Raw genomic sequence first — 15,082 nt, 5'->3', positions numbered from 1 at the left:
CCATGCTCAATACGCTGCGCAAGATCGTCCAGGAAGTTAACTCCGCCAAGGATCTCAAGGCGGCGTTGGGGATTATTGTGTTGCGCGTCAAGGAAGCCATGGGCAGCCAGGTCTGCTCGGTTTACCTGCTGGACCCCGAGACCAACCGTTTTGTCCTGATGGCCACCGAGGGCTTGAACAAGCGCTCCATCGGCAAGGTCAGCATGGCGCCCAATGAAGGTCTGGTGGGCCTGGTGGGGACGCGTGAAGAACCCCTGAACCTTGAAAACGCGGCTGATCACCCGCGTTATCGCTACTTTGCCGAAACCGGCGAAGAGCGCTACGCCTCGTTCCTCGGCGCACCGATCATTCACCACCGCCGCGTCGTCGGCGTGTTGGTCATCCAGCAGAAAGAACGCCGCCAGTTCGACGAAGGTGAAGAAGCCTTCCTCGTGACCATGAGCGCGCAACTCGCCGGGGTTATCGCCCACGCCGAGGCCACCGGCTCGATTCGCGGCCTGGGCCGTGAAGGCAAGGGCATCCAGGAAGCCAAGTTCGTCGGCGTGCCGGGTTCGCCGGGCGCTGCCGTCGGTACGGCGGTGGTCATGTTGCCACCGGCAGACCTGGACGTGGTGCCGGACAAGACCGTCACCGACATCGACGCCGAAATCAAACTGTTCAAGACGGCCCTGGAAGGCGTGCGCGCCGACATGCGCAACCTGTCGAACAAGCTGGCCACTCAACTGCGCCCCGAAGAGCGCGCGCTGTTCGACGTGTACCAGATGATGCTCGACGACGCGTCCCTGGGGAATGAAGTCAAGACCGTGATCAAGACCGGCCAGTGGGCCCAGGGCGCGCTGCGCCAGGTGGTCACCGATCACGTCAACCGCTTTGAAATGATGGACGACGACTACCTGCGCGAGCGGGCCTCGGACGTGCGCGACCTGGGTCGCCGCCTGCTGGCCTACCTGCAGGAAGACCGGAGCACCAACATGGTGTTCCCCGACAACACCATTCTGGTCAGTGAAGAACTGACGGCCACCCAGCTCGGCGAAGTGCCGGAAGGCAAGCTGGTAGGCCTGGTTTCGGTACTCGGTTCGGGCAACTCCCACGTCGCGATCCTGGCACGCGCCATGGGCATTCCGACGGTGATGGGCCTGGTCGACCTGCCGTATGCCAAGGTCGACGGCATCGACATGATCGTCGATGGCCATCGCGGCGAAGTGTTCACCAACCCCAGCGACGTGCTGCGCAAGCAATATGGCGAAGTGGTCGAGGAAGAGAAACAACTGGCCCTGGGCCTGGATTCCTTGCGCGAACTGCCGTGCGTGACCCTCGACGGCCACCGTGTGCCGCTGTTGGTCAACACCGGCCTGCTGGCCGACGTGGCTCGCGCGCAACAGCGCGGCGCCGAAGGAGTGGGCCTGTACCGCACCGAAGTGCCGTTCATGATCAACCAGCGTTTCCCGAGTGAGAAGGAGCAACTGGCGATTTATCGCGAGCAACTGCAGGCCTTCCACCCGTTGCCGGTGACCATGCGCAGCCTGGACATCGGCGGCGACAAGTCACTGTCGTATTTCCCGATCAAGGAAGACAACCCCTTCCTCGGCTGGCGCGGCATTCGTGTCACCCTCGACCACCCTGAAATCTTCCTCGTCCAGACCCGCGCCATGCTCAAGGCCAGCGAAGGCCTGAACAACCTGCGCATCCTGTTGCCGATGATCTCCGGCACCCATGAGCTGGAAGAGGCGCTGCACCTGATCCACCGCGCCTGGGGCGAAGTGCGCGACGAAGGCGCCGACGTACCGATGCCGCCGATTGGCGTGATGATCGAAATCCCGGCAGCGGTGTACCAGGCCAAGGAACTGGCGCGGCAGGTGGACTTCCTGTCGGTGGGCTCCAACGACTTGACCCAATACCTGCTGGCCGTGGACCGCAACAATCCACGGGTGGCCGATCTCTACGACTACCTGCACCCGGCGGTGCTGCAAGCCCTGCAACATGTGGTGCGCGACGCCCATGCCGAAGGCAAGCCGGTGAGTATCTGCGGTGAAATGGCCGGTGACCCGGCGGCGGCGGTGCTGTTGATGGCGATGGGCTTTGACAGCCTGTCGATGAACGCCACCAACTTGCCGAAGGTGAAGTGGATGCTGCGCCAGGTTGAACTGGGCATGGCCAAGGAGCTGCTGGAGGAGTTGATGACCATCGACAACCCGCAAGTTATCCACAGCTCGCTGCAGTTGGCGCTGAAAAACCTGGGGCTGACGCGCATGATCAACCCGGCTTCTGCGAAAACCCTTTAGACCGAGGCGCGGCCATCGCAGGCAAGCCAGCTCCCACAGTTGAAATGCATTCGAACTGTGGGAGCTGGCTTGCCTGCGATGAGGCCGGTCCAAGCGCCGTCAAATATGCAGTTCCACCTCGCCAAGCCGCCCGCCATGCGGCCCGAAACTGTGCTCCACCATCCGCCGCGTCCCGTCGGCATTCACAATCAACGCCGTACTCGCCCGCGTCCCATAACTGGGGCTGGCAATAAACACACTCGACAACAGACTCTCCGTCGCCAACCCCACCCCGGTATCCGGCAAGTCAGCAAACGGCGCCGTCTGCGGGTCACTCAAAATATCCAGCAAAGCCTCCGGCTGCGGATCATCCAGCACGGCGTTCAACGCCGCCTTGGCCTTGAGCAACTTGGGCCACGGCGTATCCAACCCCGCATTCGACAGCCCATAAACCCCGGCCTTCAACCGTGTGGGCTCGGAGTGATTGGCGTTGTAATGCCACAGCTCATCCCGCGTGCCCACCAGCAGGTTGAACCCGGCATATTCAATGGAACGTCCGTTAACGTCGGCCAAATACTCATCAATGGGCAGCGAACCGCTGAGAAAACGCGCCACCAGCTCCCCTCGGGACTTGCGTGCCGGCGGCTGGTGCGGGTTGCGGATGTTGGTCAGGGCAGCAAAACGCCCGTCGGCGTTCACCCCCAGCCAGGTGCCGCCCGCTTCCTGGTCGCGGCCGGCATAGACCTCGGGCGCATCCGGCCACTGGGCCAGGGGCAGGCTGGGGCGGGCGTAGAACTCATCACGGTTGGCCGCGACGATCAGCGGCTGGGCGTGGCCCGGCCGCCAGGCGAAAACAATCAGGCACATCAGGCGATCCCTTTTGTGTTTCTTGCCACTCTACCCACTCGGGCGGAGGCGTTCCATCGTATCCAGTTGGGTCGCGTGCCTTCCATCCGTTAACATGCCAAGCGATTCGGTGCGTGTGAACTTCTTAATTTGAAATAGCGGCTGTAACGCAGGCTTAATCGCACACCGGCATGGTCCGGTGCGTCATGACTAATGATTTAACGAGGAGTTGCAATGCTGCCTTACCCGCAGATCGACCCGGTGGCCTTGGCCATCGGTCCGCTGAAAATCCACTGGTACGGGTTGATGTACCTGATCGGCATCGGTGGTGCCTGGGTGCTGGCCTCCCGGCGCCTGAACCGCTTCGACCCGACCTGGACCAAGGAGAAACTCTCCGACATGGTGTTCTGGATGTCGATGGGGGTGATCGTCGGCGGACGCCTGGGGTATGTGCTGTTTTACGATTTGTCGGCCTACATCGCCAACCCGACGCTGATCTTCGAGGTGTGGAAGGGCGGCATGGCGTTCCACGGCGGGTTTATCGGCGTGATGATCGCCGCCTGGTGGTTCGGCCGTCGCAACGGCAAGTCGTTCTTCCAACTGATGGACTTCGTCGCGCCGTTCGTGCCGATCGGCCTGGGTGCCGGGCGTATCGGCAACTTCATCAACGCCGAGCTGTGGGGCAAGCCTAGCGACGTGCCGTGGGCGATGGTGTTCCCGCCGTTCAGCGACCCGGCGCAACTGCCGCGCCACCCGTCGCAGCTTTACCAATTCGCGTTGGAAGGCGTGGCGCTGTTCCTTATCCTCTACATCTTCTCGCGCAAGCCGCGCCCGACCATGGCCGTGTCCGGCATGTTCGCGCTGTTCTACGGGATCTTCCGCTTCATCGTCGAGTTCGTCCGCGTGCCGGATGCACAGCTGGGCTACCTGGCGTGGGGTTGGGTGACCATGGGGCAGATCCTCAGCCTGCCGATGATCCTGGGTGGTCTGGGCCTGCTGTGGTGGGCGTACAATCGCCCACAGCCGTTGAAGAACGCCGCGCTTTAAATTCGAATGCCGGGGCTTGCGAGCCCCGGCTTCTTTGATACAGGTACACACATGAAGCAATATCTCGAACTACTGAACGACGTCGTGACCAATGGATTGACCAAGGGCGATCGCACCGGCACCGGCACCAAGGCCGTGTTTGCCCGTCAGTATCGGCATAACTTGGCCGACGGCTTCCCGCTGCTGACCACCAAGAAGCTTCACTTCAAAAGCATCGCCAACGAATTGATCTGGATGTTGAGCGGCAACACCAACATCAAGTGGCTCAACGAAAACGGCGTGCGTATCTGGGACGAATGGGCCACCGAAGACGGCGACCTCGGCCCGGTGTACGGCGAGCAGTGGACTGCCTGGCCGACCAAGGACGGCGGCACGATCAACCAGATCGACTACATGGTCGACACGTTGAAGAACAACCCCAACAGCCGGCGCATCCTGTTCCACGGCTGGAACGTCGAGTATCTGCCCGACGAAACCAAGAGCCCGCAGCAAAACGCGCTTGACGGCAAGCAAGCCCTGCCGCCGTGCCACCTGCTGTACCAGGCGTTTGTGCACGACGGCCACCTGTCGATGCAGTTGTATATCCGCAGCTCTGACGTCTTCCTCGGCCTGCCGTACAACACCGCCGCCCTGGCGTTGCTTACCCACATGCTGGCCCAGCAGTGCGACCTGATCCCTCACGAGATCATCGTCACCACCGGCGATACCCATGCCTACAGCAACCACATGGAACAGATCCGCACCCAACTGGCGCGTACGCCGAAGAAGTTGCCGGAGCTGGTGATCAAACGCAAACCGGCGTCGATCTACGACTACAAGTTCGAAGACTTCGAAATCGTGGGCTACGACGCCGACCCAAGCATCAAGGCCGACGTCGCTATCTGATGGCTAGATGCAGGTGTAGCCCGCATCCGCATTGATGATCGAGCCTGTCAGCAGGCTCGACGCATCGGAAGCCAGGAACTGCACCAGCGACGCGACCTCATGAGGCTGCCCCATGCGCCCGGCGGGGGTCATGTCCAGCCAGCGCTGGATCAACCCCGGCTGGCTTTCCAGCCCATGCAGCAGCGGTGTTTCGATATACGTCGGCGCCACCGCGTTCACCCGCACCCCGCGCGTTGCCCACTCCACCGCCAATGACTTGGTCAGTTGATGCACACCCGCCTTTGACGCGTTGTAGTGGCATTGCGGCTGCGGCACGTTGACCACCTGCCCCGACATCGACCCGATATTGATCACCGAACCGCGCCCGGCCTCCAGCATGCGCCGGCCAAAACCCCGACAGGTACGAAACACGCCGGTCAGGTTGACGGTGATGACCTTGTCCCACTCCTCGTCAGTCATCTCCTCGGCCGGCGTGTTGGTGACAATGCCAGCGTTGCACACCAGCACATCCAGCGGCGGCAGCGACGTCGCCAACGCATTGATCGCGGCGCTGTTCGTCACATCCAGCACTTCCGCCCGCGAGGCATAGCCCTTCTCAACCAACTGTTGCGCCGTCGCCAAGGCCCGAGCCTGCAAGACATCGGTGCAAATCACCTCAGCCCCAGTCGCCGCCAAAGCCTCGGCAATCGCCGCCCCAATACCCTGACCGGCCCCCGTCACCAACGCCAGCTTGCCGTTCAGCGCCTGTTTTTCCGAATAATTCATCCCGCGTCCCTCACCACAAATGGAAGCCAGCCAAACACCCGCTTTTGCTCTGCTGTTGATTTTGATCTTGATCCTAGGCGCCCCGTTAACCACGCTGGCCGGAATTCGATATTGATTTGGGGGGTAAACCGGCAGGGATGCCGGTTTAGCCGCCCCGCGCCATGGATGGCGCGTGGCGGCGGCCCCCCAAATCAATGTCGGATTACGGGCACACCGAGCCTAAGCGAGGTGCCGAGTGGTGGGGCAAGAGCCTTTTGGTTACTTTTGGCTGGGCCGGCATTCCGGCTGTTCAAAAGTGACCCGCTGTAAGAGCGGAACCAATAGACGCCGTAATCCCAATAACGGATATGTACCCAGACAAACCGCCATCGCAGGCAAGCCAGCTCCCACATTTAGAATGCGGTGAGCCAAGCTAATCCAATCCAATCCAATCCAATCCAATCCGAGCCAGCTGCCTGCCCTGATTCAGCTCAAGTCAACGCACAGCGCAACGCTTCTCCGCGCAAGCCGCGCAAGGCTTCCTCACTGGCCAACCGCTGCAACGCATCCACCGACGCATCAGAAAAAAACGCCGCATGCGGCGACACCAATAAATGCGGCGCACTGCGCAACGGCGAATCCGCCGGCAACGGCTCCTTCTCGAACACATCCAACCCCGCCCCCGACAACTGCCCGCTGACCAGCGCCTGGGCCAGGGCTGTTTCATCGATCAAACCACCCCGGGAGCAGTTGATCAGAATAGCCCCCCTGGGCATCCGCGCGATGGCATCGGCATCGATCACATGGCGCGTCTCGGGCGTCAGCGGCACATGCAGCGACAGCACGTTGGCGCAAGCAATCACCTCGGCCCGCGACATCGGCTCGATCCCCGACTCCCGCGCCTGCTGGTTGGTCACGTACGGGTCATAACCCACAATCGTGCAGCCAAACGCCGTCATGCGTGACGCAAAAGCGCGGGCAATGCGGCCCAAGCCAATAAGGCCAACCGTGGTGTCACGCAGGGAGCGCACACCGTCGACCATCTGCGCGATCTTCCACTCGCCGTTGCGAATACCGGTGCCGTAATGATCGAGCTTGCGCGCCAGGGCCAGGGTCATCGCGGCAGCATGGTCGGCCACCTCTTCGACGCCGTAGTCCGGCACGTTGCACACGCGAATCCCCAGTTCCTTGGCCGCCGCGAGGTCGACGTTATCTACGCCGACGCCGTAGCGCACCACCACCGCGCCCGGCGCCATGGCCGCCATCACGCGATGGGTCATCGGCGCGAAGTTGTTGATCACCGCATGGGCGCCGCGCACCGCTTCCAGGGTTTCGTCTTCGCTGCGGCATTGGTGCTCGGAAAACTGCGCGCCGACCAGTGCGGCGGCGGCCTGTTCATGGCGTGTGTTGCCAAACGCCTGGTCAGTCACGACCAACTTCTGGCTCATAGCAGCCCCCGTTTTGCCAGGTTGCGCATGAGTGCGCGGGTGCCGAAGGTCCAGGGCGCGGCTTCGTCGGAGTACACGACGGTATTGCGCAAGGTGCCCAGCAGCGGCGTGGAAATTTCCACCAGGTCGCCGGCCTTATGGGTAAAGCCCGAGCCCTTTTTCTCGCGGTCCTGGGTCGGCGCAAACATGGTGCCGAGGAACAGCATGAAGCCGTCCGGGTACTGGTGCGAATTGTTGCGGGTCTGCTCGACCAGGTTCGCCGGCTTGCGGCTGATCTCGGCCATGTTCGAACCGCCGGACATTTCAAAACCGTCGAGGCCGCTGACCGACAGGGTGAGGGTCGCGTTTTCAATGTCGGTCAGGGTGAAGTGCTCGTCGAACAGGCGAATAAACGGCCCGATGGAGCACGAGGCGTTGTTGTCCTTGGCCTTGCCCAGCAGCAGCGCCGAGCGGCCTTCCACGTCGCGCAGGTTCACGTCATTGCCCAGGGTGGCGCCACGGATATTGCCCTGGCTGTCCACCGCCAGCACCACTTCGGGCTCGGGGTTGTTCCACTCGGAAATACGGTTGATGCCCACCTGCGCGCCGTAACCGACTGCCGCCATGGGCTGGGATTTGGTGAACACCTCGGCGTCCGGGCCGATGCCCACTTCCAGGTATTGCGACCACAGGCCTTCGGCTATCAGCGCAGCCTTGATCTCGGCCGCCTTGGCGGAACCGGCCTGCACATTGGACAGGCTGTCGCCGATCAACGAACCGATCAGCGCGCGCAGTTCATTGGCCCGGCCGGGATCGCCCGCCGTGCGCTCATCAATCACGCGTTCGACCATACTTCTGGCAAAGGTCACGCCGCAGGCCTTGAGCGCCTGGAAATCGCACGGTGCCAGCAGGCAAGGGCGGTCCGAGTGATAGCCCATCTCGGAAGGTTCAAGGATCAGGTCCGCGAGGTCGCCCACCGGCTCACCGGCCAGGGTGTCGAAGCGTTCGGCAGGGTTGTTGTCGAGAAAATCGGCCATGGAGACCACGGACGGCGTGACGTCGATCAGCACGTTTTCGCGCAGGATCACCACGCTGGGGCCCTTGCCGGGAAGCCAGACCCGACCGACCAATTTGGCGTGCTTGAGTGAGATGGGCAGCATGAGGGTGATCCTTTATTGTTTGATATCTAGTAATGCTACGTTTCGATTTTAAGCACGGTCAAGCGCTCTCGTATGAAAGAAACTGCATTTTTCGCGATAAAAAACGCGTTTTAAGACTAATTTGCTGAAAAATAAGGCGAATATTAAGTGTTTCAGCCGTTCGTGAGCAGTTTTGGTGCAAAACGAAGTTGAGTGAATTTTCGCCAGGCTATTGCAAAAAGCTAGCAATACTATATTTTCGAATTAAGCGAGTGGTTCAACCGCCAAGACCGGTGACGGAGCAGTTCGATGCATAACAATAAGATTCACGGCGACACGATTGCCGCGCTGCAAGGCGCTTTGTTTATCGAGGGTCAGCTGCGCAAAGGCGCCGGCGCTCAGTTGCCGGTGGAGAACCCGGCGACCGGTGAGGTGCTGGGGCATATCGCCGCTGCCACGCCGCAAGAAATCAACGAGACCGTGGCCGCTGCACGCCGTGCCTTTCTACTGTGGTCCCGCGAACTGCCGAAAACCCGCGCCAGCGCCTTGCATCGTTTGGGCGACTTGATCGCCGCCGATGCGCAGACCCTGGCACAGGTGATGACCGCCGAGCAGGGCAAGCCCGTCAATGAAGCCCGTGGCGAAGTGCTCAAGCTCGCCGAGGCCTGCCACTTCTATGCAGAAGAAGCCACCCGCGTGCACGGCGAGATCGTGCCCAACGACCAACCGGGTTTCCAGAGCCTGGTGGTGCGCGAGCCGATTGGCGTCGTCGCTGCGATTACGCCGTGGAACTACCCGGCCGAGCTGGTCGGCTGGAAGCTCTGTGCGAGCCTGGCCGCTGGTTGCACCATCGTGATCAAGCCTGCCGAGCTGACGCCGTTCACCGCGCTGGCCATTGCGCAAAAATGCATCGAAGCCGGGATCCCCGCAGGCGTGGTCAATGTGTTGACCGGCAAGGGTTCGGTGGTCGGCCAGGCGCTGGTCGAACACCCGGACGTCAGCAAAGTCGCGTTTACCGGTTCCAGTGCCGTGGGCCTGCATATCCAGCGCAGTTGCCCGCAGGTCAAGCGCCTGTCCCTGGAACTGGGTGGCAACTGCCCGATGGTGGTCACCGCCAGCGCGGATGTCGCCGCGGCCGTCAAAGGCGCCACGCGCCGCAGCTTCCGTAACTGCGGGCAGATCTGCATCGCGATCAACCGCATCTATGTGCACCGTTCGATCTACGAAACATTCGTCACCCAACTGGGCGCCGCCGCCGAGGCGCTGACGGTGCGCAACGGCCTGGAAAACCCCGGCGCCGATTTGGGCGCCATGGCCTCCGCTGAGCCCCTGAACAAAACCCGCGCCCACCTTGAAGACGCACTGGCCAAAGGCGCACGTCTGGTCGCTGGCGGTAAGGCGCCCGAAGGCGAGGAGTTCGCCCACGGGCATTTCTTCCGCCCCACCGTGGTCGCCGACTGCACCCACCAGATGCTGGTGATGAGCGAAGAAACCTTCGGCCCACTGGTGGGTGTCGCGCCCTTCGATGACCTGGCCGAAGCCGTGCACCTGGCCAACGACACGCCTTACGGCTTGGCCGCGTATGTGTACGCCCGGGACCTGGTGGACATCCACACCCTGTCGGCTCAACTCGACTACGGCAACGTGGCGATCAATAACGTCGATGCCGGGATCATGAATGCACCTTACGGTGGCCGCAAACAGAGTGGCGTGGGTTACGAGCACGGGCGCGAAGGGTTGCTGGAGTACTTCAACTTCAAGCATGTGCGCCTGCACCACGGCGTCGGGAATTGAGCCATGCAGGCCCTTATTGGTATCGACATCGGCACCTCCGGGTGCAAGGCGTTGCTGCTGGACGCCCATGGCGCGGTGATTGCCGCCGACACGGCGACGTATCCGCTGTCCCAACCGCGGCCCGGCTGGACCGAGCAAGACCCTGAACTGTGGATCGATGGCGCCCGCCGTGCGATTGCCGGGGTACTGGCCAAGTCGCCCGGCGTGGAATTGCTGGCGGTGGGTTTGTCCGGCCAGATGCACGGGCTGGTGCCGTTGGACGCCACACACAACGTCCTGCGCCCGGCGATCCTGTGGAACGACCAGCGCAACGCCGCCGAATGCGAGTGGATCACCCAGGCAGCCGGTGGCCTTGAAGGCCTGCTGGCGGCCACCGACAACCGCATGCTGGTGGGTTACACCGGCGGCAAGATCGTGTGGATGCAGCGCCATGAACCCGAGCTGTTCGCACGCCTGGCCACGGTGCTCAACCCTAAGGACTATTTGCGCCTGCGCCTGACCGGTGAAGTCGCCAGCGAAGTGTCCGATGCGTCGGGGACCGGCCTGTTCAATGTGCGCTCGCGGCAGTGGGCGACGGGGCTGGTCGAGACGTTGGGGATTGACCCCGCGTTGTTGCCACCGGTGTTTGAATCCCAAGTGATTTCCGGCCGGGTCAGCGCCCAGGGTGCCCAGCTGTTTGGCCTGCCCGTGGGCACGCCCGTGGCGGGTGGCGGTGGTGATTCGGTGATCCAAACCCTCGGCTCCGGCGTGATTGCGCCGGGCGAATTGCAAACCACCATCGGCACCGCCGGCATCCTCGCGGCGGCGCTGGACACCCCCCAGGACAACCCGGACGGCCGCCTGCAGATCTTCTGCAACGTCGCCGCCGACAAGTGGCATTGCATGGGCGTGTCGCTGAACGCCGGTGGCTCGATGAACTGGTTTCGCGACACCTTCTGCGCCGGCGTGCCCTTCGAGCAGATCGCTGCCGAAGCTGCCGACAGCCCGCCCGGCGCCCATGGCCTGCTGTTTTTGCCCTACCTCAATGGCGAACGCTGCCCTTATCCGGACCCGGTTCTGCGGGCTGCCTTTATCGGCCTCACCGGTCGCCATCAACGCGGTGATATGGCCCGCGCCGTGATGGAAGGCTCGGTCTATGCCCTCGCCGATATGTACGCGTTGATGCGCCCGCTGGGCATTGCCGGGCAGGTGATCAAGGCGTCTGGTGGTGGTGCGCGCTCGGTGCTGTGGCGCCAGTTGCAGGCAGATATTTTCGGCTGCGACGTGGTGACCACCGAAGGCGCGGCCGAGGGGGCAGCATTCGGCGCGGCGCTGGTGGCCGGGCTGGCGGTCAACGTATGGCCCGACGCAGCGAGTGCCGCCGCCAGCTGCCGTGCAATGACCCGCCAGGCGCCAGACGGCGCCACGGCCGAGGTTCACGCTCAGGCCCATCGCATCTATCGCCATTTGTACCCGACGCTCAGGGACACCTTTGTTGAGCTCGGCGCCCCTCTTTTCGATTAGGAGTCTTTTCATGGCCGTCTATAACGCGCTGATTTTTGATCTCGACGGGACGCTGATCGACAGCGCCTGCGATATCGCGAAGGCCCTGAATGTTGGCTTCACGCTCAACGGCTGGCCGGAACTGGCCCCGGACCACGTGGAGACATTCCTGGGCAACGGGCCTCGGCGCTTGATCGTCGACATCCTCGAAGACCTGGATATTCCCTACACCGAGGCCCAGGTGCAGCGCGCGTTTGAAGGCTACTTGCAGGCCTATATGGACGACCCGGCCGGGCGCACGCGGTTCTACCCCCATGTGCGCGAAGACCTGGTGGCGCTGCGCGAAGCCGGTATCCGCCTGGGCATCTGCACCAACAAGAACCACGCCGTCACCGGCAAGGTGCTGCAGCAACTGGGCCTGGCGGATCTGTTCGATGCCGCGATTGGCGCCGACGCCGTGCCGGCCTGCAAACCGGACCCCGGCCACTTGCTTGCCGTGGCCGATGCCATGGCGCTGGCCGACCACACTTGGGCCTATGTGGGCGATACCCGGGTTGACCAGCAAACCGCGCAGGCCGCTGGTGTCATGTTTTTTGTGGTGCCGTGGGGCGGTGGCCCACTGGTGGAGATTTCCCCGGCGCAGCGCTTGAACCGTTTGGCTGATCTGTTACAACGCAGCCCACCAATCGCCAAGGAGCGGATATGAGCGACAGTTTGCTGCAACGCATTATTGATGAAAGCAAGAACATGCACCGCGCCGAGCGCCGGGTGGCCAATTTCGTCTCCACATCACCGTCCAAAGTGCTGCAGATGAGCATGGCCAAGTTGTCGGAAACCTGTTCGGTCAGCGACCCGACCGTGATGCGTTTCTGCCGGCGTTTCGGTTTCGAGAGCTATCAGGAATTGAAGCTGCACCTGGTGCAGAGCCTGGTGCCGTCGGCGCCGTTTGCCTACGAGCAGATCATCCCGGATGACAGCATCGACAACATTGTGCGCAAGACCTGCCGCAATTCGTTGAACGCGATCCAGCGTTTGGAAGAAGACCTGAAACCGGAAAAAGTCGCCGAGGCCGCGCAGCTGTTGCAGGCCGCGAGCTGGGTAGGCATCTACGCCACCGGCATTTCGGTGGTCAACGCGCTGGACGCCGAGCACAAGTTCCAGCGCCTGGGCATGCGCTGCCAGGCCTTGCTCGGCGGCAAGCGCCAGGAAATGCACGCCGAAGGCGCACGCAGCGGTGAAGTCGCGCTGATCTTTTCGCAGTCGGGGCACACCCGGCAGATGGTCGACATGGCCATTGCCGCGCGCAAAGCCGGGGCCAAGGTGGTGTCGATTGCCGCCGATGACAGCCCGCTGGCGAAAGTCTCGGACGTGCTGATCGCCGTGAAGCCCTACGAACACACCGAGCTGATGACGCCCTTGGCATCACGGCTCAACCACCATTTGGTCACCAACATGCTGGTGGCGGCGATTGCCATCGCTAGCGGCAGTCAGTTCCCCGATCAACTGACCGCTCTCGATTCCTGGCGTACCGACAAAATTTAAACCCCGATCCGTGGAGCAGGTAATGAGTAATCAACAGAACGAAGCCAAGAAGGTCGCCGCCCGCCGGGTGATCGAGGAATTTGTGCGCGATGGCATGAAGCTGGGCCTGGGCTCCGGGACCACCTCGCATTTCTTCGTTCGCGAGCTGGGCAAGCACGTGGCCAACGGCTTGAAACTGACCTGCACCACCACCTCGCGCTCCACCAATGACGTGGCGCGGGAAGTCGGCATCGAAATCACCGACCCCAACGAGATCGGCGAGCTGGACCTGACCGTCGATGGCCCCGACGAGATCGACCGCCAGTTCAACATGATCAAGGGCGGCGGCGCTTGCCTGCTGTGGGAAAAGATCATCGCCCACGCCTCCAAACGCATGATCTGCGTGACCGACGAAACCAAGATCGTCGACCGCCTGGGCGCCTTCCCGCTGCCGGTGGAAGTGGTGCAGTTCGGCTGGAAGCAGACCGAGCGCCTGGTCCAGCGCGTGCTGGCCGAACATGGCATCCGCGAGGTGCAGATCATCCGCCGCGAACGCAACGGCGAGACTGTGGTGACCGACAGCGGCAACTTCATTCTCGATTGCCATTGCGGCCCGGTGCTCACCGACCCGGCGCCCCTGGAAATCGAGCTGAACCGAATCCCGGGCGTGGTGGAAAACGGCCTGTTCACCCGCGAAGCGGTGGGCATGGTAGTGGGCTGTTTTGACGGCACGTCCTACGTACAGATGCGCTGATTTCCCGGTTTGTCTGGAGCTATACCGCACGACGCGTGAAGAAAGGAAAGACGTACTCAACCAACAATAATAAGTCGGAGTCACTTCCATGAAAAAAGTCGATTTTTCGAGCGTGAGCCGCCGCAGTGTCCTGGCAGGCGGTGTGGTACTGGGGCTGGGTTCGCTGCTGGGGCGCACGGCCATGGCGCAGACCCCGCTGTCGGTGGCCTATTCGAACAAGAGCCTGGATTACTACTTCTTCGTGATCCAGGAAGAGTCGGTCAAGCGTGCGGTGCTGGCCCAGTCCGGCAAGTTCCAGGCGACCAATGCCAGCTTCGACACCACCACCCAGCTGGGCCAATGGCAAAGCCTGATGCTGTCCCAGCCGTCGGCGATCATCTCCGACCCCATCGACAGCCAGGCCATCGTTTCGGCGATCAAGCGCTACAACCAACGCAAGATCCCGGTGGGCATTATCGACACCCCGGCCGACGGCGGCGACGTGGCGATCACCGTGAGCTTCGACAACTTCAAGGGCGGCGTGATGGCCGCTGAAGAAATCGTCAAACGCCTGGTGGCCAAATACGGCAGCCCCAAAGGCACCGTGCTCAACTGCTTCGGCGCCCTGGCCTCGGTGGCGTGGCGCCTGCGCAAAGAGGGCATGGACTCGGTATTCGCCAAATACCCCGAGATCAAATACCTCGCACGGCCCACCGAAGGCCAGTTGGACAAGATGCAGTCGGTCACGCTCTCGACCCTCTCGGAATTCCCTGACCTGGACGCCGTGCACGCGCCGTCGGACTCGCCGTCACGGGGGATCGCCGCCGCGCTGAAGCAGAAGGATCGCTGGAAAAAAGTCGGCGAAAAAGGCCACGTCATCTTCATCAATATCGACGGCGAACCCGTGGCGCTGGACTGGATCAAGGACGGCTACATGGACGGCTGCGTGTCCCAGGACCCGGTTGCCTACGGCCAGATCGCCGTGGAAATGATCACCAAGTACGCCCTCAACGGCCAGGCCGTGCCGCTGGGTACCTACCAGAACAAGGATTACTTCTGGGAAACCGGCGAGATCGTGCAGGGCAAGACGGGCCCGGCGCTGGTGATCCCGGCGTTCATGATCACCCCTGAAAACGCCGACGATAAACGCCACTGGGGCTACGTCGCGGAGAAGGTGTGGGGCGTGGCCTCCAAGTGATGGGC

Annotated in this window: 13 protein-coding genes; 9 read left to right on the top strand and 4 right to left on the bottom strand. The window is 62.4% G+C overall.

Features of this window, described 5'->3' with window-relative positions; all coding sequences use genetic code 11:
• Positions 1 to 2: 2 nt before the first annotated feature.
• Complete coding sequence (gene ptsP, locus M2394_RS09275; protein WP_178919991.1) at positions 3 to 2,282, top strand: phosphoenolpyruvate--protein phosphotransferase; 2,280 nt, start codon at positions 3 to 5, stop codon at positions 2,280 to 2,282.
• Between the two features lie 99 nt (positions 2,283 to 2,381).
• Here ptsP and M2394_RS09270 read toward each other — a convergent pair whose 3' ends face one another.
• Complete coding sequence (locus M2394_RS09270; protein WP_259172300.1) at positions 2,382 to 3,128, bottom strand: NRDE family protein; 747 nt, start codon at positions 3,126 to 3,128, stop codon at positions 2,382 to 2,384.
• Between the two features lie 213 nt (positions 3,129 to 3,341).
• On the opposite strand from M2394_RS09270, the gene lgt reads away from it, so the two are divergent.
• Together lgt and M2394_RS09260 are read left to right on the top strand one after the other, a co-directional pair.
• Complete coding sequence (lgt, locus tag M2394_RS09265; RefSeq protein ID WP_176996809.1) at positions 3,342 to 4,154, top strand: prolipoprotein diacylglyceryl transferase; 813 nt, start codon at positions 3,342 to 3,344, stop codon at positions 4,152 to 4,154.
• 51 nt (positions 4,155 to 4,205) lie between these two features.
• Entirely contained in the window at positions 4,206 to 5,039 is an 834-nt protein-coding gene (locus M2394_RS09260) for a thymidylate synthase (RefSeq protein ID WP_176996808.1), read from the top strand.
• A gap of 3 nt (positions 5,040 to 5,042) precedes the next feature.
• Here the strand turns inward: M2394_RS09260 and M2394_RS09255 are convergent, their stop codons facing one another.
• From M2394_RS09255 to M2394_RS09245, 3 genes are all read right to left on the bottom strand, one after another.
• Entirely contained in the window at positions 5,043 to 5,804 is a 762-nt protein-coding gene (locus tag M2394_RS09255) for an SDR family NAD(P)-dependent oxidoreductase (RefSeq protein ID WP_259172298.1), read from the bottom strand.
• Positions 5,805 to 6,274: 470 nt separating this feature from the next.
• Positions 6,275 to 7,231, bottom strand: coding sequence for a C-terminal binding protein (locus M2394_RS09250; protein ID WP_259172297.1), 957 nt, complete (start codon positions 7,229 to 7,231; stop codon positions 6,275 to 6,277).
• Positions 7,228 to 8,370 (bottom strand): fumarylacetoacetate hydrolase family protein, encoded by a 1,143-nt coding sequence (locus tag M2394_RS09245; protein WP_178919995.1) that lies wholly within the window; start codon positions 8,368 to 8,370, stop codon positions 7,228 to 7,230. The genes M2394_RS09250 and M2394_RS09245 overlap by 4 nt, the downstream gene beginning before the upstream one ends.
• Before the next feature lie 288 nt (positions 8,371 to 8,658).
• On the opposite strand from M2394_RS09245, the gene M2394_RS09240 reads away from it, so the two are divergent.
• From M2394_RS09240 to M2394_RS09215, 6 genes are all read left to right on the top strand, one after another.
• Positions 8,659 to 10,143 (top strand): aldehyde dehydrogenase, encoded by a 1,485-nt coding sequence (locus tag M2394_RS09240; protein WP_259172296.1) that lies wholly within the window; start codon positions 8,659 to 8,661, stop codon positions 10,141 to 10,143.
• 3 nt (positions 10,144 to 10,146) lie between these two features.
• Complete coding sequence (xylB, locus tag M2394_RS09235; protein WP_259172295.1) at positions 10,147 to 11,646, top strand: xylulokinase; 1,500 nt, start codon at positions 10,147 to 10,149, stop codon at positions 11,644 to 11,646.
• A 10-nt stretch (positions 11,647 to 11,656) separates the two neighbouring features.
• Positions 11,657 to 12,331, top strand: a complete 675-nt coding sequence (locus M2394_RS09230) for an HAD family hydrolase (protein ID WP_178919998.1) — start codon at positions 11,657 to 11,659, stop codon at positions 12,329 to 12,331.
• Positions 12,328 to 13,167 (top strand): MurR/RpiR family transcriptional regulator, encoded by an 840-nt coding sequence (locus M2394_RS09225; protein ID WP_178919999.1) that lies wholly within the window; start codon positions 12,328 to 12,330, stop codon positions 13,165 to 13,167. The genes M2394_RS09230 and M2394_RS09225 overlap by 4 nt, the downstream gene beginning before the upstream one ends.
• Positions 13,168 to 13,189: 22 nt before the next feature.
• Positions 13,190 to 13,900 carry a ribose 5-phosphate isomerase A gene (gene rpiA, locus M2394_RS09220; protein ID WP_259172293.1) on the top strand — a complete coding sequence of 237 codons (711 nt, stop codon included), beginning with the start codon at positions 13,190 to 13,192 and terminating at the stop codon, positions 13,898 to 13,900.
• A gap of 88 nt (positions 13,901 to 13,988) precedes the next feature.
• Positions 13,989 to 15,077: a sugar ABC transporter substrate-binding protein gene (locus M2394_RS09215; protein ID WP_016972997.1), complete on the top strand. Its 1,089-nt coding sequence runs from the start codon at positions 13,989 to 13,991 to the stop codon at positions 15,075 to 15,077.
• The last annotated feature ends 5 nt before the right edge of the window (positions 15,078 to 15,082 follow it).

This window comes from Pseudomonas sp. BIGb0164 (assembly GCF_024810135.1).
GTDB lineage: Bacteria > Pseudomonadota > Gammaproteobacteria > Pseudomonadales > Pseudomonadaceae > Aquipseudomonas.
Note: the sequence above shows the minus strand (reverse complement) of the source record. Positions and strands in the feature narration are given on the sequence as shown.

Excerpts from the sequence above, each read along its gene's own strand:
- ptsP (WP_178919991.1), top strand. The coding sequence starts at position 3 with ATGCTCAATACGCTGCGCAAGATCGTCCAGGAAGTTAACTCCGCCAAG.
- M2394_RS09225 (WP_178919999.1), top strand. The coding sequence starts at position 12,328 with ATGAGCGACAGTTTGCTGCAACGCATTATTGATGAAAGCAAGAACATG.
- M2394_RS09270 (WP_259172300.1), bottom strand. The coding sequence starts at position 3,128 with ATGTGCCTGATTGTTTTCGCCTGGCGGCCGGGCCACGCCCAGCCGCTG.
- rpiA (WP_259172293.1), top strand. The coding sequence starts at position 13,190 with ATGAGTAATCAACAGAACGAAGCCAAGAAGGTCGCCGCCCGCCGGGTG.
- M2394_RS09260 (WP_176996808.1), top strand. The coding sequence starts at position 4,206 with ATGAAGCAATATCTCGAACTACTGAACGACGTCGTGACCAATGGATTG.
- lgt (WP_176996809.1), top strand. The coding sequence starts at position 3,342 with ATGCTGCCTTACCCGCAGATCGACCCGGTGGCCTTGGCCATCGGTCCG.
- xylB (WP_259172295.1), top strand. The coding sequence starts at position 10,147 with ATGCAGGCCCTTATTGGTATCGACATCGGCACCTCCGGGTGCAAGGCG.
- M2394_RS09255 (WP_259172298.1), bottom strand. The coding sequence starts at position 5,804 with ATGAATTATTCGGAAAAACAGGCGCTGAACGGCAAGCTGGCGTTGGTG.
- M2394_RS09230 (WP_178919998.1), top strand. The coding sequence starts at position 11,657 with ATGGCCGTCTATAACGCGCTGATTTTTGATCTCGACGGGACGCTGATC.
- M2394_RS09245 (WP_178919995.1), bottom strand. The coding sequence starts at position 8,370 with ATGCTGCCCATCTCACTCAAGCACGCCAAATTGGTCGGTCGGGTCTGG.
- M2394_RS09240 (WP_259172296.1), top strand. The coding sequence starts at position 8,659 with ATGCATAACAATAAGATTCACGGCGACACGATTGCCGCGCTGCAAGGC.
- M2394_RS09250 (WP_259172297.1), bottom strand. The coding sequence starts at position 7,231 with ATGAGCCAGAAGTTGGTCGTGACTGACCAGGCGTTTGGCAACACACGC.
- M2394_RS09215 (WP_016972997.1), top strand. The coding sequence starts at position 13,989 with ATGAAAAAAGTCGATTTTTCGAGCGTGAGCCGCCGCAGTGTCCTGGCA.